Below are 26,140 nucleotides of genomic sequence, written 5' to 3' on the forward strand. Positions count from 1 at the left end.
GCGTGACCACATCGAAGATCGTCGGTACGGAGGCGGGGGACGCCCGCATCACCTGGTACGAGGCGGAGCGGGCGCGGCTGGTGCTCGCCGTGAGCCATGGGGCGGGCGGCGGGATCGAGGCGCGGGACCTGCGGGCGATCGCCGCGGTGCTGCCGGAGCACGGCGTGACGGTCGCTCTGGTGGAGCAGCCCTGGCGGGTCGCCGGCAAGAAGCTCGCGCCCGCCCCGAAGACCCTCGACACGGGCTGGCGGGGCGTGTGGCCCGCGCTCGCCGCGCCCGGGCTGCCGGTGGTCTCCGGCGGCCGCAGCGCGGGCGCCCGCGTCGCCTGCCGCACCGCCACCGAGCTGGGCGCGGCCGCCGTGCTCGCCCTCAGCTTCCCGCTGCACCCGCCGGGCAGGCCGGAGAAGTCGCGGGCCGAGGAGCTGCTGGGGGCCGGGGTGCCCACGCTCGTCGTGCAGGGCGGCAACGACCCGTTCGGGAAGCCGGCCGAGTTCCCGGAGGGGGACTACACGCTGGTCGAGGTGGCGTACGGCGACCACGGCTTCGCGGTGCCCAAAAGGGCAGACCTGGGGCAGGAGGAGGCAGTGGCGATCATCACGCGGGCGGTCGTCGAGTGGACCGTGTCACTCGGGTAACGCCCGGGAATGTTGGGTGGCCGACCACTGTTGAGGCGGACAGAAGTGCTGGAACACCAGCGCCGACGCCGTACGAGAGGAAGTCCGCCGCATGGGTTCGACCATCTGCCCGAGCCGCGACAGCCGTGCTGACCTGGACTGGTCGGTGCTGCGTGCGGCGAAGACCGCTCCTATTCGAGCGGCGGCAGGCACGGGTCGTGTTCTATCCTCCGATTCGAGTGGGATCGGTTTCGGTCCTGCCCGGGATCTTGAGGAGGTGGGTCCGGTCACCGGTACCGACGCAGGGACCGACAACGGCCAGGCGGAGCCCGAGGGCCAGGGCGTGGGCGCGGAGTCGTCTGCGGAGCGCACCGCGCGCTTCGAGCGGGACGCGCTCGAATTCCTCGACCAGATGTACTCGGCCGCGCTGCGCATGACACGCAACCCGGCCGACGCCGAGGACCTGGTGCAGGAGACCTACGCCAAGGCGTACGCGTCCTTCCACCAGTTCCGCGAGGGAACCAACCTCAAGGCGTGGCTCTACCGCATTCTCACCAACACCTTCATCAACTCGTACCGCAAGAAGCAGCGCGAGCCCCAGCGCTCCGCGGCCGAGGAGATCGAGGACTGGCAGCTCGCCCGCGCCGAGTCGCACATGTCGACGGGTCTGCGCTCCGCGGAGTCGCAGGCGCTCGACCACCTGCCCGACTCGGACGTGAAGGAAGCGCTGCAGGCGATCCCCGAGGAATTCCGCATCGCCGTCTACCTCGCCGACGTAGAGGGCTTTGCGTACAAGGAGATCGCGGACATCATGGGGACACCCATCGGTACGGTGATGTCCCGGCTGCACCGGGGCCGCCGCCAACTCCGCGGCATGCTGGAGGACTACGCGCGTGAGCGCGGGCTCGTCCCGGCCGGCGCCGGAGAGTCGAACGAAGCGAAAGGCTCGGGCTCATGAGCTGCGGAGAGCCGCACGAGACGGACTGCAGTGAGGTACTCGATCATCTGTACGAGTTCCTCGACAGTGAGATGCCGGACGTCGATCGCGTCAAGTTCAAGCAGCACTTCGACGAGTGCTCCCCCTGCCTGGAGAAGTACGGGCTGGAGCAGGCCGTGAAGAAGCTGGTCAAGCGGTGCTGCGGCCATGACGACGTACCGAGCGACCTGCGGGCCAAGGTGCTGGGTCGGCTGGACCTGATCCGGTCCGGCCAGACCGTCCCCGAGCACGACGTGACCGCGGCCGCCCCGGTCACCCCGCAGGAGAGCTGAGCGCTCCGCTTCGCGCGCCCCGTCACCCGAACGTGCTAATCCTCCGGTCATAAGCCCCCGGACCCGCCGGCTCCCGCCCTAGGCTCCGGAGCCTGGACAGGCATGGTCGGGGGGAGGGCGCGATGGAGGCGGTTCCGGCACGGGTGCGCGCCTACGTGTCCTGTGTCGTCCTCGGCGCCCTGTGCTGTCTGCTGCCGCTGCCCGGCCTCCGTACGCCCTGGTGGGCCGTCGCCCTGCTCGCCGCGGTGTACGCGGGCTGCGAGCACGTCGTACGGCGCCGGCTCGGCGGCACCTTCTACCCCGTGCTGCTCGCCGGTGCCTTCCTGCTGCCGCCGCCCGCCGCCGCGCTCGTCCCGCTGCCGGGCGCGCTGCTCTCGCACGTCGACCAGCGGCCCCGGGCGCTGCGCCGGGTGTGGCGGGCCGCCGAGCTGGCCCTCGCCGTGTGGGGCGCCGGCAGTGTGCACTGGGCGCTGGGCGGGCGGGACGCCGTCGTGGGCTGCGACTTCCCGTACGCGCTGCTGCCCTGCGCCGCGGCCGTCCTGGCCTTCTGCGGGGTGCTGGCCCTGCTGGACGGCGGGATCCTGGCGGTCGCCGACCGGGTTCCGGTACGGCGGGCCTGGCGCGGCCTGCTCGCCCGCTCCCTCGCGCCGATCGGGGTGCACGGGCTCGCCGGGCTGATGATGGCCGTGCTCTGGCGCAGCCCCTACGGCCCCGTCGCGGCCCTCCTGGTCCTGCTGCCGATGTGCGTGTCCTGGTGGGTGTTCGCGCAGTACCACCGGGAACGGGCCGCCCACCAGGCCACCATCCGCGCGCTCGTCCAGGCCGTCGACATCAAGGACGGCTACACCCGGGGCCACAGCGAGCGGGTCGGCCAGGCCTCCGTGCTGATCGCCCGCGAACTCGGCATGGACGACGAGCGGGTCGAGGTGCTCCGCTTCGCCGGGATCCTGCACGACGTCGGGAAACTGGGCGTCCCCACCCGGCTGCTCCGCAAGGACGGACCGCTCACCCCGGAGGAACGGCGGATCATCGAGCTGCACCCCGAGTACGGCCACGAGATGGTGCGCGGGATCTCCTTCCTCGGCGAGGCCCGCGCCGCGATCCTCCACCACCACGAGCGCATCGACGGCAGCGGCTACCCCTACGGCCTGGCCGGCGCCCAGATCCCGGAGTCCGCCCGCGTGGTGGCCGTCGCCGACGCCTTCGACGCGATGACCTCCACCCGCTCCTACAGCCGCGCCCGTCCGGTGGACACCGCGCTGGCGGAGTTACGACGCTGCGCCGGCCGCCAGTTCGACGCCGGGGTCGTCGAAGCACTGGTGCGCGCCCTCGCCAGGGACGGCTGGCACCCCACGGTCACCGCCGACTCCCCGCCCGGCCCCCCGGCCCCGGACCTTCCGGGCAGCGAGCGGCAGAGCGCCGGTCGGGCGGCCCGATGAGCGCCGCCGCCCCGACCACCGGCGCCCTGGTCTCCGGCCGAGTGGGCAGCGTGTGGCTGGGCGTTGGGAGGGGCCCCGGTGAGCGCCGCCGCCCCGACCACCGGCCTCCCGGCCACCGGCCGGGTGGGCAGCGGGCGGCTGGGCGTCGGGAAGGGGTTCCGGTGAGCGCCGTCGAGTCGACCGTCGGCCTCCTGGTCTCCGGCCGAGTGGGCAGCGTGTGGTGGGGTGTTGGGAGGGGGTTCCGGTGAGTGGTGCCGAGACTGTGGCCGCTGGGCTTCCGGCCCACCGGCCCGGCGCGGGCCCGTCGCCGGTGTCCGGACGGGGGCTGCCCCGCACTCTTTCGCTCATCCGTCTCGCCGCCCTTCTGCTCGCCCTCGGCTGCCTCGCCGGCACCCTCTGGGAAGGCCTCGGCAACCGGGGGATCGCCCTCGCCTTCGGGGTTCTCGTCGTGGTCGGCGAGTTCGCCCGCTGGACCGGCGCCGACGTGCGGGAGGCCGCCCCGCTCGGGGCCGCCGGAGGGCTCGCGTACGCCCTGCTCGGCGCCGACGCCGGGATCGCCACGCACGACGGGGCCTTCCAGGTGGTCGCCGTCGTCGGCGCCGCCTCGCTGCTCGGCAACGTCCCGCACATCGCCGCCGGCCGCCGGCCCACCCTCGACCACCTGGCCCGCCGGGTCCTCACCGTCGGCTTCGCCGCGATCTGCTTCCAACCCCTCTACAGCAGGGGCGTGTTGGAGCAGTGGGGCGGACCGGCGTACGCGCTGCTGCTGGTCGCGCTGCTGGTGCTCACCGCGCTGTGCGACGCCGTGCTGGCGGCGGCCCAGGCGCACTCCCGGGCCGGATGGCCGTTCGGGCCGCGGCTGCGGGACGAGCTGCGCGGGCTGCTCGGCATCGGGTCCGCCGTCTGCGCCACCGGCGCGGTGATGGCGCTGGCCGTCGCCGTCGTCGGGCTGTGGGCGCTGCCCGTCTTCTGTCTGCCCCTCCTCCTCACCCAGCTGTCCCTGCGCCGGTACGCGGCCGTCCGGGCCACCTACCGGCAGACCATCGCCTCCCTCGCCCGCGCCACCGAGATAGCGGGGTACACCCCGGCCGGCCACGCCCGCCGGGTCGCCACGCTCAGCCAGGCCGTCGGGCGGGACCTGGGGCTGACCGGAGCGGAGCTCACCGTGCTGGAGTACGCGGCGCTGATGCACGACATCGGCCAGCTGAGCCTGGTCGACCCGGTACCGGCCGGGGCCACCGCCGTACTGCCGGCGGCGGAACAGCGGCGGATAGCGCTGCTCGGCGGGGCGGTCGTACGGCAGACCGGGGTGGCCGGTGCGGTCGCCGTGGTCGTGGAGCGGCAGGCCGACCCCTACCGGGAACAGCCGGTCGCCGCGCGGATCGTGCGGGTCGTCAACGCGTACGAGGAGAAGGCCCGGGATTCCGGGCCCGGCGGGCCGTTGACCGCGTTGGAGGAGTTACGCCTGGCCACCGCGGGGGACTACGCTCCCGAGGTCGTGGAGGCCCTGGCCCGCGTGCTCTCCAGAGACTGTCTGACCCTGCGCGCGGCTGGGTAACCCATGGGTAATGAGCGGCCCTCCCGTCGTACGTGGTTGGATGCGAGGGAGAGGGTGATGTCCGGGGGCACAAGCCAGCCCACTGTGCGGAACTGGAACTGGCAGGCGGGAATCGTGAGGATCTTCGGCAAGGGACGGCACCGGCCCTCCGCCTCCTGGCGGCAGGCCACCGATCGCGCCTTCACGCTGATCGGCGACGGCCGGTACGAGGACGCGGGCGAGCTGCTGACACGCGCCGCCGATCTGGAACCCTGGCTGTCCGAGTCCTGGTTCAACCTCGCCCTGCTGCACAAGTTCCGGCACGACTGGGAGCAGGCCCGGGCCGCGGGGCTGCGGGCGGTCGCCCTCCTCGACCGGGAGACCGGGGCGCCCGACTGGTGGAACGTGGGCATCGCGGCGACCGCGCTGCAGGACTGGCCGCTGGCCCGGCGGGCCTGGCAGGCGTACGGGCTGCGGGTGCCCGGTGGGTCCACCGCGGCCGCGGAGCCGACCGGGATGGACCTCGGCAGCGCCGCCGTACGGCTCTCCCCGGAGGGAGAGGCCGAGGTGGTGTGGGGGCGGCGGCTGGACCCCGCCCGCATCGAGGTGCAGTCCATTCCGCTGCCCTCGTCGGGGCGGCGCTGGGGCGAGGTCGTCCTGCACGACGGTGTGCCGCACGGCGAGCGGACCACGGCGACCGGGCACGCGTACCCCGTCTTCGACGAGATCGAGCTGTGGGCGCCGTCGCCGGTGCCGACCTGGGTGGTGCTGCTGGAGGCGGCGACGGAGGCCGACCGGGACGCGCTGGAGCAGCTGGCGGGGGACGCCGGGTTCGCGGCGGAGGACTGGTCGTCGTCGGTGCGGTTGCTGTGCCGGATGTGTTCCGAGTCGCGGATGCCGTCCGACGAGGGTGACGGGGTCCACCTCGATCCCCATGACCACAGTGAGCCGGGGCATCCGGGGCCGCTCGGGCATCGGACGGACGGGCAGTTGTGGGTGCCTGAGCGGGAGTGCGGGGTGGCTGCGCCGGCTTCGCTGGTTCGGGGGCTGCTGGACGGGTGGGTTGCCGACAGCCCTGATTCCAGGGATTGGCGGGATTTGGAAGAGGTGTGCTGAGGCCGTGTTTCGTGTGCGGCTGAGTGGGGGCTGATCGTGCCCACGCGGCGGAGCCGCATATCGGGCACAGCCCCGCGCACCTAAAAGCATCCACGTACCCTGTACCTGCAACATCTCCCCCCCCGTTTTACCTAGGAAGGCTTTCGTCGGTCATGGCGCAGCAGGACACCGATCAGCAGCACGCGGGCGTGCTCCCCGTGGACGACGAGGGGTTCGTCGTCGACACCGAGGGGACCGAGGAGCGCGAGAACGCCTGGCGTGAGCGGGGGACCTCGCGGCCCATCACCGTCGTCGGGAACCCGGTGCTGCACAAGGAGTGCAAGGACGTCACCGAGTTCGGGGCGGAGCTGGAGCAGCTGGTCGCCGACATGTTCGCCAGCCAGCGGACCGCCGAGGGCGTGGGCCTGGCCGCCAACCAGATCGGTGTCGACCTGAAGGTCTTCGTCTACGACTGCCAGGACGACGAGGGCGCCCGGCACGTGGGTGTGGTGTGCAACCCGAAGCTCGTCGACCTGCCGGCCGAGAAGCGGCGGCTGGACGACAGCAACGAGGGGTGCCTGTCGGTGCCGACCGCGTACGCGCCGCTCGCGCGCCCCGACTACGCCGAGGTCACCGGTCAGGACGAGAAGGGCAACCCGATCAAGGTGCGCGGCACGGGCTACTTCGCTCGGTGTTTGCAGCACGAGACGGATCACCTGTACGGCTACCTGTACATCGACCGGCTCTCCAAGCGCGAGCGCAAGGACGCGCTGCGGCAGATGGCCGAGAACGAGCCACGCTACCCCGTGGTCGCCAACGACTGAGACACGCAGGGCAGATGTGACGCCTGGTCGGGACTGTTCCGACCAGGCGTTCGTCATGTTCGGTCAGACTCGCTCGTCTGTGCGTCGCACATTCGATCCTTTGTGCGCCCCTAGCGATCCTTAACCAGTCACACAAGGGGAGATTCTCGGCACTCTGGGGTAGTGAATGAAGCAAATCCGTTCCCAGACCGGTCAGTTGTGGTGCTGAATGGAAGTGCGGGGATACGCAACGGCGCACGCCCGGCACAGCGGGAGGGGCGTGCGCTCCTGGCGGCTGAGAGGGGTTTGTTCGTGCATGCTTTCCCACACAGCACCACATCGACGCCGACGGCGCTCGCGGTTCCACCTCAACTCGCCCTGCCGTTGATCGAGGCCGAGTTTCCCCGGCAACTGCATCCGTATTGGCCGCGACTCCAGGAGATGACCCGTCTCTGGCTCCTGGAAAAGCGGCTGATGTCGGCGGACAAGGTGCAGGAATATGCCGACGGTCTTTGCTACACCGACCTCATGGCCGGGTACTACCTGGGCGCCTCCGACGAGGTGATCCAGGCGATATGCGACTACAGCGCCTGGTTCTTCGTCTGGGACGACCGGCACGACCGCGACGTCGTGCACGGCCGGACCGGGGACTGGCGGCGGCTGCGGTTCCGGCTGCACGCGGCCCTCGACGCCCCCCTGCACCATCTGCACCACCCGGACACCGTGGTCGCCGGGTTCGCGGACAGCGTCGCGCGGCTGTACTCGTTCCTGCCGCAGACCTGGAACCACCGCTTCGCCCGGCACTTCCACGCGGTGATCGAGGCGTACGACCGCGAGTTCCGCAACCGCGCCAAGGGATACGTTCCCGGGGTCGAGGAGTACCTCGCTCTGCGGCGCCTCACCTTCGCGCACTGGATATGGACGGACCTGCTGGAGCCGAGCGCCGGAACCGAACTCCCGGACGCGGTACGGAAACACCCGGCATACCGCCGTCCGGCGCTGCTCAGCCAGGAATTCGCCGCCTGGTACAACGACCTCTGCTCGCTGCCCAAGGAAATAGCGGGCGCCGAGGTCCACAATCTCGGGATCAGTCTCGTCACCCACGAGGGAATGAGCCTGGAACAGGCGGTCGAAGAAGTCAGGCGACGCGTCGAGGAATGCATTCGTGAATTCCTGGTCGCCGAGCGGGACGCTTTTCGGCTCGCCGAGCAACTCGACGACGGCACCGTAAGCGGAAAGGAAACCGGTGCCGCGGTCCTGGCCTGTGTCGCCAATATGCGGAACTGGTTCAGTTCCGTCTACTGGTTCCACCACGAATCCGGCCGGTACATGGTCGACAGCTGGGACGACCGGTCCACGCCCCCGTACGTCAACAACGAAGCGGCAGGTGAGAAATGACCGTCGAGTCCGTGAAGCCCGCGGCCACCGAGGCTTCCGTACCGAGCGCACCGAGCGAACTGCGTGAACCGCCCCTCGCCGGGGGCGGTGTGCCGATACTCGGCCACGGCTGGAAACTGGTCCGCGACCCGCTGGCCTTCATGTCCCGGCTGCGTGAGCACGGCGACATGGTGCGCCTGCGCCTCGGCCCCAAGGAGGTGTACGCCGTCACCGCGCCGGCGCTCACCGGCGCCCTCGCCCTGAGCCCCGACTTCCTCATCGCCGGGCCGCTCTGGGAGTCCCTGGAGGGGCTGCTCGGCAAGGAGGGCGTGGCCACCGCCAACGGGCCCCGCCACCGGCGCCAGCGCCGCACGATCCAGCCCGCGTTCAACCTCTCCGCGATCCCCGGCTACGGGCCGATCATGGAGGAGGAGGCGCACGCGCTGACCGAGCGCTGGCAGCCCGGCGCCACCGTCGACTGCACCTCGGAGTCCTTCCGGGTCGCCGTCCGGATCGCCGCCCGCTGCCTGCTGCGCGGCGAGTACATGGACGAGCGCGCGGAGCGGCTGAGCGTCGACCTCGCGAGTGTCTTCCGCGGTATGTACCGCAGGATGGTCGTACCACTCGGCCCGCTGTACCGGCTGCCGTTGCCCGCCAACCGTGAATTCAACCGGGCGCTGGCCGATTTGCATCTCCTGGTCGACGAGATCGTCGCCGAGCGCCGGGCATCTGGTCAAAAGCCGGACGATTTGCTGACGGCATTGCTCGCGGCGAAGGACGAGAATGGCGAGCCCATCGGGGAACAGGAGATCCACGACCAGGTGGTCGCGATACTCACCCCCGGCAGCGAAACTGTCGCGTCCACGATCATGTGGCTGCTCCAGGTGCTCGCCGAACACCCGGAACACGCGGAGAAGGTACGGACCGAGGTCCAATCCGTGACGGGTGGTCAGCCGGTTGGTTTTGAACACGTTCGCCGGCTCACGCACACCAACAATGTCGTCGTCGAGGCGATGCGTTTGCGGCCCGCCGTATGGATATTGACGCGGCGCGCCAAGACCGACACCGAGCTCGGCGGCTATCGCATTCCGGCGGGGGCGGACATCGTCTACAGCCCCTACGCCGTCCAGCGGGACGCCCGCTCGTACCCCGGGCACCTCGACTTCGACCCGGACCGCTGGCTGCCGGAGCGGGCCAAGGACGTGCCCAAGTATGCGATGAGCCCTTTCAGCGTCGGCAACCGCAAGTGCCCCAGCGACCACTTCTCCATGACCCAACTGAGCCTGATCACCGCGGCGTTGTGCGCCAGGTACCGCTTCGAACAGGTCCCCGGGTCGGACGACGCGACGCGGGTGGGCATCACCCTGCGCCCCCAGCGCCTGCTGCTGACGCCCGTGCCCTGGTGACGGCCCGACCGGCAGGCACCTCCTGATACCGGCGCGCGCTCAGGCGGCCCAACCGGCCCCCGGACGCGCGCCGGTAGGCGTTCAGGCGGCCGCCTCCGGTCCCCGGAACGCGCGCCGGTAGGTGTTCGGCGTGGTGCCCAGCTCCTTCGTGAACTGATGCCGCAGCGCGGCCGCCGTGCCGAAGCCGGTGCGGGACGCGATGGCGTCCATGGTCTCGTCCGTCCCCTCCAGCAACTCCTGGGCCAGCAGCACCCGTTGCCGCAGGATCCAGCGGTACGGCGTGGTGCCGGTCTCCTGCTGGAAGCGGCGGGCGAAGGTACGCGGGGCCATCAGGGCGCGGGTGGCGAGCTGTTCGACGGTGACCTCCTGGTCGAGATGCTCGGTCATCCAGGCCAGCACCTCGCCGACCGTGTCGCAGGGGCCGTCCGGCAGCGGGCGTTCGATGTACTGGGCCTGGCCGCCGTCCCGGTGCGGGGGCACCACCATCCGCCGGGCGATCTTCTTGGCCACCTCGGGGCCCTGTTCCTTGCGGACCAGGTGCAGACAGGCGTCGATACCGGCGGAGGTGCCCGCCGAGGTGATCACCGGGTCCTCGTCGACGTACAGCACGTCCGGCTCGACCCGGGTGCGCGGGAAGCGGCGGGCCAGCAGGTCCGCGTGGCGCCAGTGCACGGCGCACCGGCGCCCGTCCAGCAGGCCGGCGGCGCCCAGTACGAACACGCCGGAGCACACGCTCAGCACCCGGGCGCCCCGGTCCACCGCCCGGCGCAGCGCGTCGAGCAGCTCGGGCGGATAGTCCCGGGCGACGTTGGAGTCGGAGGCCGGGACGGCGATCAGATCGGCCTCGTCGAGGCGGTCGAGGCCGTACGGCGTGGAGATGGTGAGGCCCGGCACATGGGTGCCGAGCGACGGTCCCTCCGCCGAGACCACCGCGAAGTCGTACACCGGCAGCCCCTCGTCGGAGCGGTCGAGGCCGAAGACCTCGCAGACCACTCCGAGCTCGAAGGGGTGCACACCGTCGAGCAGTACGGTCGCCACGTTCTTCAGCATGCTGCCAGTGTGCCTCGCCGCTGGCAGTAATTCGAGGATGCATGGCAGTGCTGCCACTCACGGTAAGGAGCATTCGGCGCCACAGTGGTGTCCATGAACGGAAACCAGATCGAAGGTCTCATCGGAATGGTCCTGGTCCTCGGCATCCTGGCCCTCATGGCCCTCCCGTCCGTGCTCGGCGTCCTGCGCGACCGGCGCATGGACCGGCAGATCAGGGCGGCGCGGCGGACCAGGGACACCGCGCACCGGGGAAAGTCCCTGATCGCATAGCCTCTCCTGACGGGTGGTGGGCGCCGTCGTCAACAACGGCGGCAACGTCATCGTGGGGACGTCGAAGACGATCCGCTACCCGGTCGACATCACCGTCAAGGACAACTCGAGTCGTCCTGCGCGAAGAGGAGCGCGACCACGTCGGTCTGCCGGGCCACCTTCACCATCGACCCCGCCTGGATCGCCGAACGACGGCGACCACTGGATCTCCGACGACGTCGCACCAGGGTGACCGTCACCTCGGCGGGCAGCCGGCGCTGGTACTTCCCCGGCACGACCACCACCTCGCGGAAGGTGTCGGCCGGGGACGCACTCGGCCTGAAGCAGCCGGAATACGGCGGCTCAGAAGTCCTCGTCCAGGTCTACGGTGCCCTCCACCGCCACCTGGTACGCGGACGGGCGCCGCTCGAAGAAGTTCGTCAGCTCCTGGACGCCCTGCAGCTCCATGAAGGAGAACGGGTTCTCCGAGCCGTACACCGGGGCGAAGCCGAGCCGGCCGAGCCGCTGGTCGGCGACGCACTCCAGGTACTGGCGCATCGAGTCGGTGTTCATGCCCGGCAGACCCTCACCGCACAGATCGCGGGCGAACTGCAGCTCCGCCTCGACGGCCTCCCGCAGCATGTCGGTGACCTGCTGCCGGAGCTCGTCGTCGAACAGCTCCGGCTCCTCCTTGCGGACCGTGTCGACGACGTCGAACGCGAAGCTCATGTGCATCGTCTCGTCGCGGAACACCCAGTTGGTGCCCGTGGCGAGACCGTGCAGCAGACCCCGGCTGCGCAGCCAGTAGACGTACGCGAAGGCGCCGTAGAAGAACAGGCCCTCGATGCACGCGGCGAAGCAGATCAGGTTGAGCAGGAAGCGGCGGCGGTCGGCCCGGGACTCCAGGCGGTCCAGGTTCTCCACCGAGTCGATCCACTTGAAGCAGAACTCGGCCTTCTCGCGGATGGAGGGGATGTTCTCCACGGCGGCGAAGGCGGCCGCGCGGTCGTCCGGGTCGGGGAGGTAGGTGTCCAGGAGCGTCAGATAGAACTGGACGTGCACGGCCTCCTCGAAGAGCTGGCGCGACAGGTACAGGCGCGCCTCCGGGGAGTTGATGTGCTTGTACAGGGTCAGCACCAGGTTGTTCGCCACGATCGAGTCGCCGGTCGCGAAGAAGGCGACCAGCCGGCCGATCAGGTGCTGCTCGGCGGGCGTGAGCTTGGCGAGGTCGGCGACGTCCGAGTGGAGGTCGACCTCCTCCACGGTCCAGGTGTTCTTGATGGCGTCCCGGTAGCGCTCGTAGAAGTCCGGGTAGCGCATGGGGCGCAGAGTCAGCTCGAAGCCGGGGTCGAGAAGGTTCTGGTTACTGGGCATTACTGGCAGGCCTCGCAGGACTCGGGGTTCTCAAGGGAGCAGGCGACGGCGTCGGTCGTCTGCTGTACGGGCACGGTGGCCTGGGCCTGCGCGGCCCGGGCGATCCGGGTCGCCGGGCGCGAGCGCAGGTAGTACGTCGTCTTCAGGCCCGACTTCCAGGCGTACGCGTACATCGAGGAGAGCTTGCCGATGGTCGGCGTCTCCAGGAACAGGTTCAGGGACTGGGCCTGGTCGAGGTACGGGGTGCGGGCGGCGGCCATGTCGATCAGGCCGCGCTGCGGGATCTCCCAGGCGGTGCGGTAGAGGTCGCGCACCTCCTGCGGGATCCACACGAAGTCCTGCACCGAGCCGTTCGCCTCGCGCAGCGCCTCACGGGTGCGGGCGTCCCAGACGCCGAGGCTCTTCAGCTCCTCCACCAGGTACGAGTTGACCTGGAGGAACTCGCCGGAGAGCGTCTCGCGCTTGAACAGGTTCGAGACCTGCGGCTCGATGCACTCGTACACGCCCGCGATCGAGGCGATGGTGGCGGTGGGCGCGATGGCGAGCAGCAGGCTGTTGCGCAGACCGGTGCTCGCGATCCGCGCGCGCAGCGCCGCCCAGCGCTCCGGCCAGGTGAACTCGACACCGTAGTGGTCGGGGTGCAGCACACCCCGCGCGGTACGGGTCTTCTCCCAGGCCGGCAGCGGGCCGCAGCGCTCGGCGAGGTCGGCGGAGGCCTCGTACGCGGCGAGCATGATCCGCTCGGCGATCCGGGTGGAGAGCGCCTTGGCCTCGGGGGAGTCGAAGGGCAGCCGCAGCTTGAAGAAGACGTCCTGGAGGCCCATCGCGCCGAGCCCGACGGGACGCCACTTGGCGTTCGAACGGCCCGCCTGCTCGGTCGGGTAGAAGTTGATGTCGACGACCCGGTCCAGGAAGGTGACCGCGGTACGGACCGTCTCGTCCAGCCGCTCCCAGTCGATGTCACCGCTCGCCGTGTCGACGAACGCGCCGAGGTTGACCGAGCCGAGGTTGCAGACCGCCGTCTCGCCGTCGTCCGTGACCTCCAGGATCTCCGTGCAGAGGTTGGAGGAGTGGACGACGTGGCCGGGGACGGCCGTCTGGTTCGCGGTGCGGTTGGCCGCGTCCTTGAAGGTCATCCAGCCGTTGCCGGTCTGCGCGAGGGTCCGCATCATCCGGCCGTACAGGTCGCGGGCCGGGATGGTCTTGCGGGCCAGCCCGTCGGCCTCGGCCTTGCGGTAGGCCGCGTCGAACTCCGCGCCCCACAGGTCCACCAGCTCCGGCACGTCGGAGGGGGAGAACAGCGACCACGGCTCGTCGGCGTTGACCCGGCGCATGAACTCGTCCGGGATCCAGTGCGCGAGGTTCAGGTTGTGCGTACGGCGGGCGTCCTCACCCGTGTTGTCGCGCAGCTCCAGGAACTCCTCGATGTCGGAGTGCCAGGTCTCCAGGTAGACCGCCGCCGCGCCCTTGCGCCGGCCGCCCTGGTTCACGGCGGCGACCGAGGCGTCCAGCGTCTTCAGGAACGGCACGATGCCGTTGGAGTGCCCGTTGGTCCCGCGGATCAGCGAACCGCGCGAACGGATCCTGCTGTACGACAGCCCGATGCCGCCGGCGTGCTTGGAGAGGCGGGCGACCTGGTGGTAGCGGTCGTAGAGGGAGTCCAGCTCGTCCTTCGGGGAGTCGAGGAGGTAGCAGGACGACATCTGGGGGTGCCGGGTGCCGGAGTTGAAGAGGGTGGGGGAGGAGGGGAGGTAGTCGAGGCGGCTCATCAGCCGGTAGAGCGCGGCGACTTCGTCCAGTGCGCGTGCGGTGTCTCCCCCAGAGGGGGTACCCCCATCGGCGAGGCCTGCGGCGACCCGGAGCATGAAGTGCTGGGGGGTCTCGATCACGCGCCGGGTGATCGGGTGGCGGAGCAGGTAGCGGCTGTGCAGCGTGCGCAGGCCGAAGTAGCCGAAGCGGTCGTCGGCGGCCGGGTCGACCAGGGCGTCGAGGCGGGCCGCGTGGACCCGGGCGAACTCGGCGGTGCGGTCGGCGATGAGGCCCTCGCGGTGGCCGACGGCGACCGACTCCGTGAAGGACGTCACGCCCTGCGAGGCGGCCTCGGCGCGGACGGAGATCGTGAGCAGGCGGGCGGCCAGCCGCGAGTAGGCGGGGTCCTCCGAGATCAGACCGGCGGCGGCCTCGGTGGCCAGCTCGCGCAACTCCGACTCGTCGGCCCGCGCGGACCGGCCGCGCAGCGCGGCGGCGGCGACCCGGCCGGGGTCGGCGTAGGGGAGGTCGGCGGTCAGCTCGGTCAGGATCCGCAGCAGGGCCGTTCCGGGACCGTCGGTCTCCGGCACGGTCGTGGTCGCTGAAGCCGGTTCGGCTGGCGCGATGGTCACGTGGGGCTCTCCCTCGCTCGGCACGGGGCCTGGCGGAGGGCAGCGGGCAGCGCGAGCGCGCGGGGGCGCGTCGAGAGACCCTGGCCCACTCCACGAGGCCCGGACGTCAGAACACCCGGGCCGGATTGGCCGGGCGTGCTGTCGACAGGTCCTCGGACTGACTCTCGTGCGCAGATACGCACAAGTACACCGTTGCGGGACAGTTCCGGATTCGCACCGGATTCCCCTGTGGCGGCAGCGAGCATGAGCATACATCTAGTGCCGGGTTGTCGTGTCACCCCCAGATGTTGTGTCGTGGAGGTGTCGGAGCGTCAGGTGATCTGTACGGTGAGATACGAGCAGCGGGCCGCCGAGGGGGGTGCTCTCGGTGGCCCGCTGCGGGTTCGTCGTGGTTGCTCGCGCCCACGCGGCGGAGCCGCAAATCGATGCAGCCCCGCGCCCCTGGGGGGCGCGTTCTAGTGGGCGCTTCCCGCGACGGCCGGGGGGAGTTCGGCTTGGACGCCGGGGTCGCCCGCGTCCGCCGTGTAGTCCGTCGGCTTGGTCTCGTCGATGCCCTCGGGGGCCTTGAGGGCCTTGAGGGCGAAGGTGAGGACCACGGTGACGACCACGTTCATCACGAACGCCGTGAGGCCGATGTAGCCGATCTCGCCGATGCCGGGGATCTCCTTGGCGCTGCCGCCGAAGTGCTTCTGGGTGGGGGAGGCGACGCCGTAGGCCGCGGCCGTGCCGTAGACCATGCCGACCGCCCAGCCCGCGAGCAGGGCCCAGCGGTGGAACCAGCGGGTGAACAGGCCGCCGACCAGGGCCGGGAAGGTCTGTAGGATCCAGATGCCGCCCAGGAGCTGGAAGTTGATGGCGACCGTCTTGTCCATGGTGAGGACGAAGACCAGCGCGCCGACCTTCACCAGCAGGGAGACGATCTTGGAGACCTGGGCCTCCTGCTTCGGCGTGGCGTCCGGCTTGATGAAGTCCCGGTAGATGTTGCGGGTGAAGAGGTTCGCGGCCGCGATGGACATGATGGCCGCGGGGACCAGGGCGCCGATGCCGATCGCCGCGAACGCCACGCCCGCGAACCAGTCCGGGAACATGTTCTCGAACAGCTGGGGGATCGCCAACTGGCCGTTGGTGACCTTGACTCCGGCCGCGATGGCCATGAAGCCCAGCAGGGCGAGCAGGCCGAGCATCAGCGAGTACAGCGGCAGGATCGTGGTGTTGCGGCGGATCACGTCACGGCTCCGGGAGGAGAGCGTCGCGGTGATCGAGTGCGGGTACATGAACAGGGCGAGCGCGGAGCCCAACGCCAGCGTGGCGTACGTCCACTGGCCCGCCTCCGCCGGTGCCAGCGCGCCGCGCGGTTTGCCGGTCGCGGGGTTGGTCTGGGCGAACGCCTGGCCCGCCTTGGCGAAGATGTCGTCGAAGCCGCCCAGTTTGATCGGGATGTAGATGATCGCCACCGCGATGACGAGGTAGATCAGCCCGTCCTTCACGAACGCGATCAGGGCGGGGGCGCGGAGGCCGGAGGAGTAGGTGTAGGCCGCGAGGACACCGAAGGCGATGAGCAACGGCAGGTCCTTCACGAACCAGTTGGTGCCGTCGCCGCCGCCGACGCCCATCACGTCGAGGACCGCCTGGATGCCCACGAGCTGCAACGCGATGTATGGCATCGTTGCCAGGATGCCGGTCAGGGCGACCGCGAGCGAGAGCCCCTTGGAGCCGAAGCGGCCGCGTACGAAGTCCGACGTCGTCACATAGCCGTGCTTGTGGGACACCGACCACAGCCGGGGCAGGAACGTGAAGATCAGCGGGTAGACCAGGATCGTGTACGGCACCGCGAAGAAGCCGGCCGCGCCCGCCGCGTAGATCGCCGCCGGTACGGCGACGAAGGTGTACGCCGTGTAGAGGTCGCCGCCGAGCAGGAACCAGGTGACCCAGGTGCCGAACGACCGGCCGCCCAGGCCCCATTCGTCGAGCGAGTGCTCGTTCTCGGCCTTGCGCCAGCGTGCGGCCAGGAAGCCCATGACCGTGACGGCCAGGAAGAAGAAGATGAAGACGCCGAGCGCGACGCCGTTCACACCGTCCTTCACCGCTGCGCACCCCCGTTCGTGCTCGCGGCCTTGCGGGCGCGCTGGTCGCGCTGCCACAGCTGGTACGCGGTCATGGTGAGCGCGGTGGAGATCAGCACCCACAGCATCTGGTACCAGTAGAAGAACGGGATCCCGATGAACTCCGGGTCCGTCTTGGCGTACGAGCCCACCCACAGCATCGCCACGAAGGGCGCGACGAGGCAGACGGCGATCACCACGCGTGTCGGTGTCACCACCGACTGCCTCACTTCAGGTACATCCGACATACCGCGGCTCCGTCCCCTCACCGTTCGCCTGTGTAATGCGCAGGCAATCTAGGTCACGGTGTCACGGCAGCGGAAGTAGCCGTCGGGCCATCGGTATGTCGATTCTGTGAAGGGTGCTTCGCGTCAGTCCTGCGGGCGCTTGAGGCGGGCCACGAACTTGTAGCGGTCGCCGCGGTACACCGAGCGCACCCACTCCACCGGCTGGCCCTCGCGGTCCAGGGAGTGCCGGGAGAGCATCAGCATCGGCAGGCCGACGTCGGTACCGAGCAGGCCGGCCTCGCGCGGGGTGGCCAGCGAGGTCTCGATGGTCTCCTCGGCCTCGGCGAGATGGACGTCGTACACCTCGGCGAGGGCGGTGTAGAGGGAGGTGTACTTGACCAGGGAGCGGCGCAGCGCCGGGAAGCGCTTCGCGCTCAGGTGCGTGGTCTCGATGGCCATGGGCTCGCCGTTGGCCATGCGCAGCCGCTCGATGCGCAGCACCCGGCCGCCCGCGCTTATGTCGAGCAGTCCGGCGAGCCGGTCGTCGGCGGTGATGTAGCCGATGTCCAGCAGCTGCGAGGTCGGCTCCAGGCCCTGGGCGCGCATGTCCTCGGTGTACGAGGTCAGCTGGAGCGCCTGGGAGACCTTCGGCTTGGCGACGAAGGTGCCCTTGCCCTGGATGCGCTCGAGCCGGCCCTCGACGACCAGCTCCTGGAGGGCCTGGCGGACCGTGGTGCGGGAGGTGTCGAACTCGGCGGCCAGCGTGCGTTCGGGCGGCACCGGGGTCCCGGGCGCCTGGGTCTCCGTCATCTCCAGCAGATGCTTCTTCAGACGGTAGTACTTGGGCACGCGCGCGGTACGGACGGCTGTCCCGCTCTCGTTCTCCGCACTGCTGACGTCGGTGCTCATGCTCCGCCTTCCCGGCTCCTGATCCGGCCACCTCGTGGCACGGCAGCGTACCGGGATTTCCCCTGCACGCTGCGTGATCCCCTTTGTATACCGCCGCGGGGGCTTCTGGTCTAGTCCACCACTCAAGTGGTCTACCGGAATTGTCTCCTCCGTGGCTCGGGTTTTCGAGGGGTTCTTACTTAAAGGTTCCTGCATATGTAGGTCCCATAACGGCTGGTCGGAGCCCATTCGGCCACCCTTGACAGGCCTGGTGGTCTGGGCCAAGCTTCCCGCACTGGTCTACACCATTGGTCCAGGTCCCGGCCCAACGCTCGTGCGGGGAGGCAGGGGGGTTTGTGGCATCCCTGAGGAGGGTGGCGTGAAGCGCAAGCTGATAGCCGCGATTGGTATCGCGGGCATGGTCTTCTCGGTCGCGGCGTGTGGCAACGACAAGGACGGCGGCGACTCGAGCAAGGGCACGGACGCCAAGGAGCTGACCGTCTGGCTCACGGTGGACGCCCAGAACAACTGGCCCGAGCTGGTGAAGGCCGCCGACGCGGCCGTGCAGAAGAAGCACCCCGGCATCAAGATCAAGCACGAGTACTACGGCTGGCCGGACAAGAACACCAAGCTGGACGCCGTCCTCGCCACGGACAAGGCCCCCGACGTGGTCGAGATGGGCAACACGGAGATGCTCGGCTACATGGTCAAGGGCGCCTTCGCCCCCGTCGACACCTCCCAGTTCACCAACTCCGACCAGTGGCTCGACGGCCTCAAGGCCTCGGTGACCTACGACGGCAAGACCTACGGCGTGCCGTACTACGCCGGTGGCCGCGTCGCCAACTGGCGCAAGGACATCGCCGCCTCGGCCGGCATCAAGACCACGCCGAAGACCTACACCGAGCTGACCGCCGACCTGGACAAGATCCAGAAGAAGGAAGGCGACAAGTTCAGCGCCTGGTACCAGCCCACCCGTGACTGGTACGCGGCCATGTCCTTCGTCTACGACGCCGGCGGCTCCATCGCCGTCGACTCCGGCGGCCAGTGGAAGGGCAACCTCTCCTCGCCCGAGTCCATCAAGGGCCTCAACGAGTTCAAGACCGTCATCGACAAGTACATGCACGGTGACAAGACCAAGGACGAGTCCGACCGGTACATCGTCTACGGCCAGGGCAAGTCCGCCATGATCTTCGGAGCCGCCTGGGAGGGCGCGACCGCGGCCGACCCGAAGAACGACAAGACCGGCGGCAAGCTGAAGGACAACCTCGTCAACTTCGTGATGCCCGGCCCGTCCGGCAAGAACATGCCGGTCTTCCTCGGCGGTTCCGACCTCGCCATCCCGGTGAAGTCCAAGGCGCAGGGCGTCGCCGCCGAGTGGATCAACGCGTTCACCGGCCCCTCCGGCCAGAAGGGCCTGATGGCCAAGGGCAACCTGCCGAACAACAAGACCGACCTCGCCACGCTGAAGAGCGACCCGGCGACGGCCGTCCCGGCCACCGCGGCCGAGTCCAACTGGTTCGTGCCGATGGCGCCGGGCTGGGGCCAGGTCGAGAAGGCCCAGGTGCTGCAGACGATGCTGCAGAACATCGGCACCGGCAAGCAGTCGGTGGAGGCCGCCGCCAAGACCGCGGACGCGGCGATCGACAAGGTCATCAACACCAAGTAGTCGGCCTGCGGCCGGGCCTGGGTCACGGGGGGCCAGGTCCGGCCGGTGGGTGATCTCAGGAAGTGCCGCGACGGGCCGTGGGTCGGTGCCGGTTCGTCGTGGCTGGTGCGCAGTTCCTCCCCCAGCCTACGGCCGGGGACCCCCAGCGCCCCTGACGGGGCGCCTGCTGCCGCCTTTCTTTGAACCGCTTAGGAGCGCGATGAGTGCCGTAGACACGACCACCCCCGCCAAGGTGCCGGCACCCCCACCGGAGTCCCCGTACAGACCACGTGCCGACCGGCGCTCGGGCGGGCCCGCGGTGCCCTGGCTGCTGCTCGCGCCGTGCCTCGCGATTCTCGGGCTCGTGCTCGGTTATCCCCTGTACCGGCTGGTCGCCCTGTCCTTCCAGGACTTCGGGCAGTCCCAGCTGTGGGGGTTCAAGCCGGCCGAGTGGGTCGGGTTCGGGAACTTCTCCAAGGTGCTGGGCGACACCGAGTTCTGGCAGGTCGTGCTGCGCACGATCATCTTCGCCGTCGGCTGCGTGGTCTTCACCATGGTCGTCGGCATGCTCATCGCCCTGCTGCTGCAGCGGGTCTCCGGCTGGGTGAAGACCCTGGTCAACATCGTGCTGGTGGCCAGCTGGGGCATGCCGGTCATCGTCGCCACCACGCTCTTCAAGTGGCTCTTCGACTCCGACTACGGCATCCTCAACGCCCTGCTCAGCAAGCTCCCCGGGGTCGACATGATCGGCCACAACTGGTTCGCCAGCGGACCGCAGGGCCTGGCCGTGATCATGCTTCTGGTGGTCTGGGGGGCCGTGCCCTTCGTGGTCATCACGCTCAGCGCCGGTCTCACCCAGGTCCCCAAGGAGCTGGAGGAGGCCGCCCGGCTCGACGGCGCGGGCGCCTGGGGCGTCTTCCGTTACGTCACGCTGCCCATCCTCAAGCCGATCATCGTGATGCTCACGACCCTCTCGGTGATCTGGGACATGGGCGTCTTCCCGCAGGTCTTCGTGATGCGCGGCGGCCACCCCGAGCCCGAGTTCCAGCTGCTCACCACCTACTCCTACGACCGCGCCTTCGTGGTCAACGACTACGGACAGGGCTCCGCGATCGCCCTGCTCACCGTGCTCCTCCTGCTCGGCGTCGTCGCCGTGTACATGCGCCAGATGCTGAAGATCGGAGAGGTCGAATGAGTACCGTCGCCACCGCCCGCAAGGGATCACGCTGGGGCTGGAACCTGCTCGGCCTCCTCGTCTTCGTCGCCGCCGGCTTCCCCGTCTACTGGATGCTGAACACGGCATTCAAGCCGGCCAAGGACGCCATCGACCCGGACCCGAGCCTGCTGCCGACCGGCATCACGCTCTCCAACTTCCGCCGCGCGCTGGCCATCGCCGACTTCTGGGGCCCGGTCGGCCGCAGCCTGATCGTCTCCCTGTCCGTCGTCGTGATCGGCATGGTGATCGGCCTGCTGGCCGCCCTCGCCATCTCCCGGTTCGCCTTCCGCGGCCGGAAGGTCGTGATCGTCGGCATCCTGGCGGTCCAGATGATCCCGCTGGTCGCCATGATCATCCCGGTCTTCCTGCTCCTGAACGACCTGGACCAGTACGACAAGCTCAGCGGCCTGATCATCACCTACCTGACCTTCATCCTCCCGTTCACGGTGTGGACCCTGCGCGGCTTCATCGTCAACATCCCGAAGGAGCTGGAGGAGGCCGCCATGGTCGACGGCTGCTCCCGCACCGGCGCCTTCGTCCGCGTGGTCTTCCCGCTGCTCGCCCCCGGCATGGTCGCCACCTCGGTCTACGCCTTCATCCAGGCCTGGAACGAGTACCTCTACGCCCTGATGCTGCTCAGCCAGGAGCACCAGACCGCGACCGTCTGGCTCGCCAACTTCAGCACCAAGAACGGCACCGAATACGCCCCGATGATGGCCGGCTCCACCATGATGGCCGTGCCGATCGTCGTCCTCTTCCTCCTCGTCCAGCGCAAGATGGCCGCGGGCCTGACCGCGGGCGCCGTGAAGGGATAACCCCACCCGATGACGACTCTCGCCAGCGGCACCGACACCCTCACCCGCGACGCGCTGACGGTGCTGCAGCCCGGCTTCACCGGGACCACCGCCCCCGACTGGCTGCTGCGCCGGCTCGGCGAAGGCCTCGCCTCCGTGGGACTGTTCGGCCGCAACGTCGCCTCTCCCGAACAACTCACCGCCCTCACCGCCCAGTTGCGGGCCGAACGCGACGACGTCCTGGTCGCGATCGACGAGGAGGGCGGCGACGTCACCCGCCTGGAGGTGCGCACCGGCTCCTCGTTCCCCGGCAACCACGCCCTCGGCGCCGTCGACGACGTCGAGCTGACCCGCCAGGTCGCCCTGGAACTCGGCCGCCGGCTCGCCGCCTGCGGAGTGAACTTCAACTGGGCCCCGTCCGCCGACGTCAACTCCAACCCCGCCAACCCGGTCATCGGCGTCCGCTCCTTCGGCGCCGACCAGGACCTGGTCGCCCGGCACACGGCGGCCTACGTCACCGGCCTCCAGGCGGCCGGGGTGGCGGCCTGCACCAAGCACTTCCCGGGCCACGGCGACACCGCCGTCGACTCGCACCACGCCATGCCCCGCATCGACGCGACGGCCGAGGTGCTGCGCGCCCGCGAGCTGGCACCCTTCCACGCCGCCATCGCCGCCGGCAGCCTCGCCGTCATGAGCGCGCACATCCTGGTCCCCGCCCTGGACCCGGCCCGGCCGGCGACCCTGTCGCCCACGATCCTCACCGATCTCCTCCGCACCGAGCTCGGCTACGACGGCCTGATCGTCACCGACGGCATCGAGATGCAGGCCATCTCCGCGACCTACGGCATCGAACACGGCAGCGTCCTGGCGCTCGCCGCCGGAGCCGACGCGATCTGCGTGGGCGGCGGCCTGTCGGACGAGGAGACGGTACGGCGCCTGTGCGACGCCCTGGTGGCGGCGGTCCGCTCCGGCGAGCTCCCCGAGGAGCGGCTGGCCGAGGCGGCGGACCGGGTCCGGGCGCTGGCCCGCTGGACGGCGACGAAGGCAGCGGCGGCCGCGCCGGACGAGGGCACCTCCGACATCGGCCTGGTCGCCGCCCGCCGCGCGGTTCATGTGACGCGCGTCGACCCCTTCACGCCCCTGGCCGAGGCCCCCTTCGTCGCCTCCTTCGCCCCGGTGGCCAACATCGCCGTGGGCACGGAGACGCCCTGGGGCGTGGCCGCCGAACTGGGCCGGCTGCTCCCCGGTACCGAGACCGGCAGCTTCGCCGGCGAGGACGCGGGGCACGCCGCGATCGTGGCGGCGGGGGAGCGCCGTATCGTCGCCGTGGTCCGCGACGAACACCGCCACCCCTGGATGAGCAGCGCCCTGGACGTCCTCCTCAAGGCCCGCCCCGACACCATCGTGGTCGAAATGGGCCTGCCCCGCGCCACCCCCCGAGGCGCCCTCCACATCGCCACGAACGGCGCGGCAAGGGTCTGCGGCACGGCAGCGGCAGAGATCATCGCCCCCCGTTAGCCATCGCACCCCGTTCGCTGTAGCGCCCCTTCAGGGGCGCTGGGGGTCCCCCCGGCCGAAGGCTGGGGGAGGAACTGCGCGCCCAGCCCCCACCGGCCCGCAGTTCACCCCAAACCGAACCGCCCCTAAATCCCTTGCCAACCAGGCTTGTTGACAAAGGTGTACCGGAAGTAGTCCGCCAGCTTCAGCTTGGACGCGGCACCCTCGTCGACGACAACCGTCGCATGCGGATGCAACTGCAGCGCCGACGCGGGACACACCGCGGCGACCGGTCCCTCCACCGTCGCCGCCACCGCGTCGGCCTTCCCCTCACCCGTCGCGAGCAGCACCAGGTGCCGCGCCTCCAGGATCGTCCCGATCCCCTGGGTGATCACGTGATGCGGCACCTGCTCGACGTCCCCGTCGAAGAACCGGGCGTTGTCGGCGCGGGTCTGCTCGGTCAGCGTCTTGATCCGGGTCCGCGAGGCCAGCGAGGAACAGGGCTCGTTGAACCCGATGTGCCCGTCGGTCCCGATCCCGAGCAGCTGGAGGTCGACACCTCCGGCCGCCGCCAGCGCCGCGTCGTACGCCTCGCACGCGGCCTGTACGTCCTCGGCCGCCCCGTCGGGACCGAGGAACGCGCCCATCCCGATGCCGAGCGGCTCCAGCACCTCACGGCGCAGCACGGAGCGGTACGACTCCGGATGCTCGGCCGGCAGCCCCACGTACTCGTCGAGCTGCGCTATGCGGGCCCGGGAGGTGTCCACGGCGCCGGAGCGGACCTTGGCCGTGAGCGCCTGGTAGATGGGCAGCGGGGTCGAGCCGGTGGCCACCCCGAGCAGCGCGTCCGGCTTGCGCCGGAGCAGCCGGGCCATGGCCTCGGCGATCAGCTCGCCACCCGCGGCGGCGTCCGGAACGATCACAACTTCCACGCTGGGCCTGCCGTTCCTATGTGGTTTAGACCAATCTGATGGGACCAATTTAACAGAACCGGCCCCTGCCGCCCCGGGTCGGGCGCAGGCAAAGGGGACAAGTGCGAGGTTACGTGAATACGTCAGATGGGGTGAATTGAGGAAAAATTTCCGCTGTGTGTGCTCGTGTCCTCGCCCGGTCGCGGAAAATTGGAGCGGCCAACCGCCCCCACGGCTGATCCCGGCGGGCTAGGCTGCCACCGCATCAACTGTGAACAGTCTCCAACGCATGGACACACACCGTGGTCTAGTCCACAATTGCGTACGAGGGCTGAAGCGGTACGGCAGGTCCGTACGGCACAGTCGCACTCTTCCGTCTTCCCCGCACAGGAGGACGGACCGAGGAACCGGAGCTCTCTGCCCTGACTGCCCCGGATCCTCACCTTCGGCCGACCGGGACCGCACACCCCGCGGCCGTTGCTGCTCCGGGCTGCGGTGCCGGGAGGGTTGAGGGTCCCTCTCAGGCGCCGCGGCCCGCGGGTGTTTCCGGACCTCCCGGCTTCCCTGGCCCGCTCTTTTTCGGCCATCCACATACCGCCAGGTACGCTCGCAGACGTGCCCTCCATGAACGAGCTGGTCCGCCAGCACACCGCCCTCGACGACTCCGATCTCGAGTGGCTCCATCTGCTGGTCTCGGAGTGGCAGCTGCTCTCCGACCTCTCCTTCGCCGACCTGGTCCTGTGGGTCCCCACCAGTGACGGCACCCGGTACGTCTCGGTGGCGCAGATGCGCCCCAACACCGGCCCCACCTCCTACCAGGACGACATGGTCGGCCATCTGGTCCCGCGCGGCCGCCGGCCCATGCTGGACATCGCCCTGGACGAGGGCCGGATCGTCCGGGAGGGCGACCCGGAGTGGCGCGAAGAGGTCCCCGTACGGGTCGAGTCCATCCCGGTACGGCGCGAGGGGCGGGTCCTCGGGGTCATCGCCCGCAACACCAACCTGCTGACCGTGCGCACCCCGAGCCGCCTGGAGCTCACCTATCTCCAGAGCGCCTCCGATCTCGCGCAGATGATCGCCGCCGGATCGTTTCCGTTCCCGAACCAGCAGGTCGACATGGACGCCTCGCCGCGGGTCGGCGACGGTCTGATCCGGCTGGACGCGGACGGCGTCGTACAGTACGCGTCCCCGAACGCGCTCTCCGCCTACCACCGCCTCGGCCTCGCCGCCGACCTGCTCGGCCACCACCTGGGCCAGACCACGGCCGAACTCGCGCCGAGCAAGGGGCCGGTGGACGAGGCCCTCGCCAAGGTCGCCAGCGGCTGGGCGCCGCGCGAGTTCGAGATCGAGTCCGACGACGGTGTCATCCAGTTCCGGGCGATCCCGCTCAAGCCCAAGGGCACCCGCATCGGCTCCCTGGTCCTGCTCCGGGACGTCACCGAACTGCGGCGCCGCGAACGCGAGTTGATCACCAAGGACGCGACCATCCGGGAGATCCACCACCGGGTGAAGAACAACCTCCAGACGGTCGCCGCGCTGCTGCGGCTACAGGCCCGGCGCATCGAGTCCGAGCGTGGCCGGGAGGCACTGGAGGAGGCCGTACGGCGGGTCGGCTCGATCGCCATCGTGCATGAGACGCTGTCTCAGAACCTGGACGAGCGGGTCGAGTTCGACGAGATCGCCGACCGGGTGCTCGCGATGGTCGCCGAGATCTCGCCCGGCAAGGTCACCGGCCGGCGCACCGGGCGCTTCGGGATACTCGACGCCGAGGTCGCCACCCCGCTGTCGATGGTTCTCACCGAGATCCTGCAGAACGCCCTCGAACACGGCTTCCGTGAGGGCGAGACCGGCACCGTCGAGGTGACGGCGGTGCGCGGCGGCACCACCAAGGAGGCCCGGCTCCTGGTCACCGTCCAGGACGACGGCGTCGGCCTGCCCGAGGGCTTCGACCCGCACCGCTCCGGCAACCTCGGTCTGCAGATCGTACGAACGCTGGTGGAGGGCGAGTTGAGCGGCACCTTCGACATGGTGCCGGCGCCGGGGCGGGGCACCCGGGTGATTCTCGACCTGCCGGTGCGCCCGCAGAAGTAGGGGGCGCCCGCGGGGTGTTCGGGCACAGCAAAGAGCCCCGGACCTGGTGGGTCCGGGGCTGCTCGCTCGTTGCTGCTTCTGTTCTTGCTAAGCGCATCGGGGGTACTGCGCGCTGCGGCTCGGGGGCGGGAGATGCGTACTCGCTGTACGCGCCGCCAAGCTCAGGCTGAGCGGG

General features: G+C 70.1%; 23 protein-coding genes and 1 riboswitch. Of the genes, 15 read left to right on the top strand and 8 right to left on the bottom strand.

Translation table 11 applies throughout. The features are described 5' to 3' along the window. The first annotated feature begins 2 nt into the window (after positions 1 to 2). The 9 genes from ACIPSJ_RS13130 (at position 3) to ACIPSJ_RS13170 (ending at position 9,540) form a co-directional block, all read left to right on the top strand. Positions 3 to 635 carry an alpha/beta family hydrolase gene (locus tag ACIPSJ_RS13130; RefSeq protein WP_359220183.1) on the top strand — a complete coding sequence of 211 codons (633 nt, stop codon included), beginning with the start codon at positions 3 to 5 and terminating at the stop codon, positions 633 to 635. Between the two features lie 256 nt (positions 636 to 891). Then, positions 892 to 1,572, top strand: a complete 681-nt coding sequence (gene sigR / locus ACIPSJ_RS13135) for an RNA polymerase sigma factor SigR (RefSeq protein WP_355715890.1) — start codon at positions 892 to 894, stop codon at positions 1,570 to 1,572. Then, on the top strand, positions 1,569 to 1,883 hold the full coding sequence (rsrA, locus tag ACIPSJ_RS13140; protein WP_359220186.1) for a mycothiol system anti-sigma-R factor: 315 nt from the start codon (positions 1,569 to 1,571) through the stop codon (positions 1,881 to 1,883). Before sigR ends, rsrA begins: the two co-directional genes overlap by 4 nt. 122 nt (positions 1,884 to 2,005) lie before the next feature. After that, positions 2,006 to 3,322 carry an HD-GYP domain-containing protein gene (locus ACIPSJ_RS13145; protein WP_401345561.1) on the top strand — a complete coding sequence of 439 codons (1,317 nt, stop codon included), beginning with the start codon at positions 2,006 to 2,008 and terminating at the stop codon, positions 3,320 to 3,322. Positions 3,323 to 3,632: 310 nt separating this feature from the next. Then, positions 3,633 to 4,880, top strand: coding sequence for an HD-GYP domain-containing protein (locus ACIPSJ_RS13150; protein WP_401346242.1), 1,248 nt, complete (start codon positions 3,633 to 3,635; stop codon positions 4,878 to 4,880). 114 nt (positions 4,881 to 4,994) lie between these two features. Continuing rightward, positions 4,995 to 5,975: a hypothetical protein gene (locus tag ACIPSJ_RS13155; protein WP_355715948.1), complete on the top strand. Its 981-nt coding sequence runs from the start codon at positions 4,995 to 4,997 to the stop codon at positions 5,973 to 5,975. 152 nt (positions 5,976 to 6,127) lie between these two features. Beyond that, complete coding sequence (def, locus tag ACIPSJ_RS13160) at positions 6,128 to 6,778, top strand: peptide deformylase (RefSeq protein WP_359220191.1); 651 nt, start codon at positions 6,128 to 6,130, stop codon at positions 6,776 to 6,778. A 291-nt stretch (positions 6,779 to 7,069) separates the two neighbouring features. Beyond that, positions 7,070 to 8,155, top strand: coding sequence for an epi-isozizaene synthase (gene cyc1 / locus ACIPSJ_RS13165; RefSeq protein ID WP_401345564.1), 1,086 nt, complete (start codon positions 7,070 to 7,072; stop codon positions 8,153 to 8,155). After that, positions 8,152 to 9,540, top strand: coding sequence for a cytochrome P450 (locus ACIPSJ_RS13170; protein ID WP_359220196.1), 1,389 nt, complete (start codon positions 8,152 to 8,154; stop codon positions 9,538 to 9,540). The genes cyc1 and ACIPSJ_RS13170 overlap by 4 nt, the downstream gene beginning before the upstream one ends. Before the next feature lie 81 nt (positions 9,541 to 9,621). On the opposite strand, the gene ACIPSJ_RS13175 is transcribed toward ACIPSJ_RS13170, so the two are convergent. Beyond that, positions 9,622 to 10,590, bottom strand: a complete 969-nt coding sequence (locus tag ACIPSJ_RS13175; protein ID WP_365693313.1) for a helix-turn-helix domain-containing protein — start codon at positions 10,588 to 10,590, stop codon at positions 9,622 to 9,624. A gap of 93 nt (positions 10,591 to 10,683) precedes the next feature. On the opposite strand from ACIPSJ_RS13175, the gene ACIPSJ_RS13180 reads away from it, so the two are divergent. Continuing rightward, a complete protein-coding gene (locus tag ACIPSJ_RS13180) occupies positions 10,684 to 10,860 on the top strand; it encodes a hypothetical protein (protein ID WP_401345567.1) in 177 nt (58 codons plus the stop codon). Positions 10,861 to 10,955: 95 nt separating this feature from the next. Here ACIPSJ_RS13180 and ACIPSJ_RS13185 read toward each other — a convergent pair whose 3' ends face one another. The 6 genes from ACIPSJ_RS13185 to ACIPSJ_RS13210 all read right to left on the bottom strand — a co-directional run bounded on the left by ACIPSJ_RS13185 (position 10,956) and on the right by ACIPSJ_RS13210 (position 17,832). Next, the gene (locus ACIPSJ_RS13185; RefSeq protein ID WP_401345569.1) at positions 10,956 to 11,144 is read right to left on the bottom strand and encodes a hypothetical protein; all 189 of its coding nucleotides are present in this window, start codon (positions 11,142 to 11,144) and stop codon (positions 10,956 to 10,958) included. 58 nt (positions 11,145 to 11,202) lie between these two features. Beyond that, on the bottom strand, positions 11,203 to 12,213 hold the full coding sequence (locus ACIPSJ_RS13190) for a ribonucleotide-diphosphate reductase subunit beta (RefSeq protein ID WP_401345571.1): 1,011 nt from the start codon (positions 12,211 to 12,213) through the stop codon (positions 11,203 to 11,205). Continuing rightward, positions 12,213 to 14,594 (bottom strand): ribonucleoside-diphosphate reductase subunit alpha, encoded by a 2,382-nt coding sequence (locus tag ACIPSJ_RS13195; RefSeq protein WP_401345573.1) that lies wholly within the window; start codon positions 14,592 to 14,594, stop codon positions 12,213 to 12,215. Before ACIPSJ_RS13195 ends, ACIPSJ_RS13190 begins: the two co-directional genes overlap by 1 nt. A gap of 125 nt (positions 14,595 to 14,719) precedes the next feature. Then, positions 14,720 to 14,868: riboswitch (cobalamin riboswitch) on the bottom strand. A 181-nt stretch (positions 14,869 to 15,049) separates the two neighbouring features. After that, the gene (gene mctP / locus ACIPSJ_RS13200; protein ID WP_401345574.1) at positions 15,050 to 16,678 is read right to left on the bottom strand and encodes a monocarboxylate uptake permease MctP; all 1,629 of its coding nucleotides are present in this window, start codon (positions 16,676 to 16,678) and stop codon (positions 15,050 to 15,052) included. Then, positions 16,675 to 16,944, bottom strand: coding sequence for a DUF3311 domain-containing protein (locus ACIPSJ_RS13205; RefSeq protein WP_365693303.1), 270 nt, complete (start codon positions 16,942 to 16,944; stop codon positions 16,675 to 16,677). Before ACIPSJ_RS13205 ends, mctP begins: the two co-directional genes overlap by 4 nt. Positions 16,945 to 17,067: 123 nt before the next feature. Next, positions 17,068 to 17,832, bottom strand: a complete 765-nt coding sequence (locus ACIPSJ_RS13210) for a GntR family transcriptional regulator (protein ID WP_355715924.1) — start codon at positions 17,830 to 17,832, stop codon at positions 17,068 to 17,070. A gap of 358 nt (positions 17,833 to 18,190) precedes the next feature. On the opposite strand from ACIPSJ_RS13210, the gene ACIPSJ_RS13215 reads away from it, so the two are divergent. The 4 genes from ACIPSJ_RS13215 to ACIPSJ_RS13230 all read left to right on the top strand — a co-directional run bounded on the left by ACIPSJ_RS13215 (position 18,191) and on the right by ACIPSJ_RS13230 (position 22,984). Beyond that, positions 18,191 to 19,477, top strand: a complete 1,287-nt coding sequence (locus ACIPSJ_RS13215; RefSeq protein ID WP_359220211.1) for an extracellular solute-binding protein — start codon at positions 18,191 to 18,193, stop codon at positions 19,475 to 19,477. 199 nt (positions 19,478 to 19,676) lie between these two features. After that, entirely contained in the window at positions 19,677 to 20,651 is a 975-nt protein-coding gene (locus tag ACIPSJ_RS13220) for a sugar ABC transporter permease (RefSeq protein WP_359220213.1), read from the top strand. Then, complete coding sequence (locus ACIPSJ_RS13225) at positions 20,648 to 21,487, top strand: carbohydrate ABC transporter permease (protein WP_359220215.1); 840 nt, start codon at positions 20,648 to 20,650, stop codon at positions 21,485 to 21,487. Before ACIPSJ_RS13220 ends, ACIPSJ_RS13225 begins: the two co-directional genes overlap by 4 nt. Before the next feature lie 9 nt (positions 21,488 to 21,496). Continuing rightward, complete coding sequence (locus ACIPSJ_RS13230; protein ID WP_401345578.1) at positions 21,497 to 22,984, top strand: glycoside hydrolase family 3 protein; 1,488 nt, start codon at positions 21,497 to 21,499, stop codon at positions 22,982 to 22,984. A 125-nt stretch (positions 22,985 to 23,109) separates the two neighbouring features. Here the strand turns inward: ACIPSJ_RS13230 and nagB are convergent, their stop codons facing one another. Continuing rightward, positions 23,110 to 23,895, bottom strand: a complete 786-nt coding sequence (gene nagB / locus ACIPSJ_RS13235) for a glucosamine-6-phosphate deaminase (RefSeq protein WP_401345580.1) — start codon at positions 23,893 to 23,895, stop codon at positions 23,110 to 23,112. 603 nt (positions 23,896 to 24,498) lie between these two features. Here nagB and ACIPSJ_RS13240 point away from each other — a divergent pair. Continuing rightward, positions 24,499 to 25,965 carry a PAS domain-containing sensor histidine kinase gene (locus tag ACIPSJ_RS13240; RefSeq protein ID WP_359220246.1) on the top strand — a complete coding sequence of 489 codons (1,467 nt, stop codon included), beginning with the start codon at positions 24,499 to 24,501 and terminating at the stop codon, positions 25,963 to 25,965. Positions 25,966 to 26,140: the final 175 nt, after the last annotated feature.

It is taken from the genome of Streptomyces sp. NPDC090088, assembly GCF_044747345.1.
Classification (GTDB): Bacteria; Actinomycetota; Actinomycetes; order Streptomycetales; family Streptomycetaceae; genus Streptomyces.

Coding starts and splice junctions, on each gene's coding strand:
- ACIPSJ_RS13145 (WP_401345561.1), top strand. CDS start 2,006: ATGGAGGCGGTTCCGGCACGGGTGCGCGCCTACGTGTCCTGTGTCGTC.
- ACIPSJ_RS13230 (WP_401345578.1), top strand. CDS start 21,497: ATGACGACTCTCGCCAGCGGCACCGACACCCTCACCCGCGACGCGCTG.
- ACIPSJ_RS13170 (WP_359220196.1), top strand. CDS start 8,152: ATGACCGTCGAGTCCGTGAAGCCCGCGGCCACCGAGGCTTCCGTACCG.
- rsrA (WP_359220186.1), top strand. CDS start 1,569: ATGAGCTGCGGAGAGCCGCACGAGACGGACTGCAGTGAGGTACTCGAT.
- ACIPSJ_RS13205 (WP_365693303.1), bottom strand. CDS start 16,944: ATGTCGGATGTACCTGAAGTGAGGCAGTCGGTGGTGACACCGACACGC.
- def (WP_359220191.1), top strand. CDS start 6,128: ATGGCGCAGCAGGACACCGATCAGCAGCACGCGGGCGTGCTCCCCGTG.
- ACIPSJ_RS13210 (WP_355715924.1), bottom strand. CDS start 17,832: ATGAGCACCGACGTCAGCAGTGCGGAGAACGAGAGCGGGACAGCCGTC.
- ACIPSJ_RS13190 (WP_401345571.1), bottom strand. CDS start 12,213: ATGCCCAGTAACCAGAACCTTCTCGACCCCGGCTTCGAGCTGACTCTG.
- ACIPSJ_RS13225 (WP_359220215.1), top strand. CDS start 20,648: ATGAGTACCGTCGCCACCGCCCGCAAGGGATCACGCTGGGGCTGGAAC.
- ACIPSJ_RS13220 (WP_359220213.1), top strand. CDS start 19,677: ATGAGTGCCGTAGACACGACCACCCCCGCCAAGGTGCCGGCACCCCCA.
- ACIPSJ_RS13175 (WP_365693313.1), bottom strand. CDS start 10,590: ATGCTGAAGAACGTGGCGACCGTACTGCTCGACGGTGTGCACCCCTTC.
- ACIPSJ_RS13240 (WP_359220246.1), top strand. CDS start 24,499: ATGAACGAGCTGGTCCGCCAGCACACCGCCCTCGACGACTCCGATCTC.
- ACIPSJ_RS13180 (WP_401345567.1), top strand. CDS start 10,684: ATGAACGGAAACCAGATCGAAGGTCTCATCGGAATGGTCCTGGTCCTC.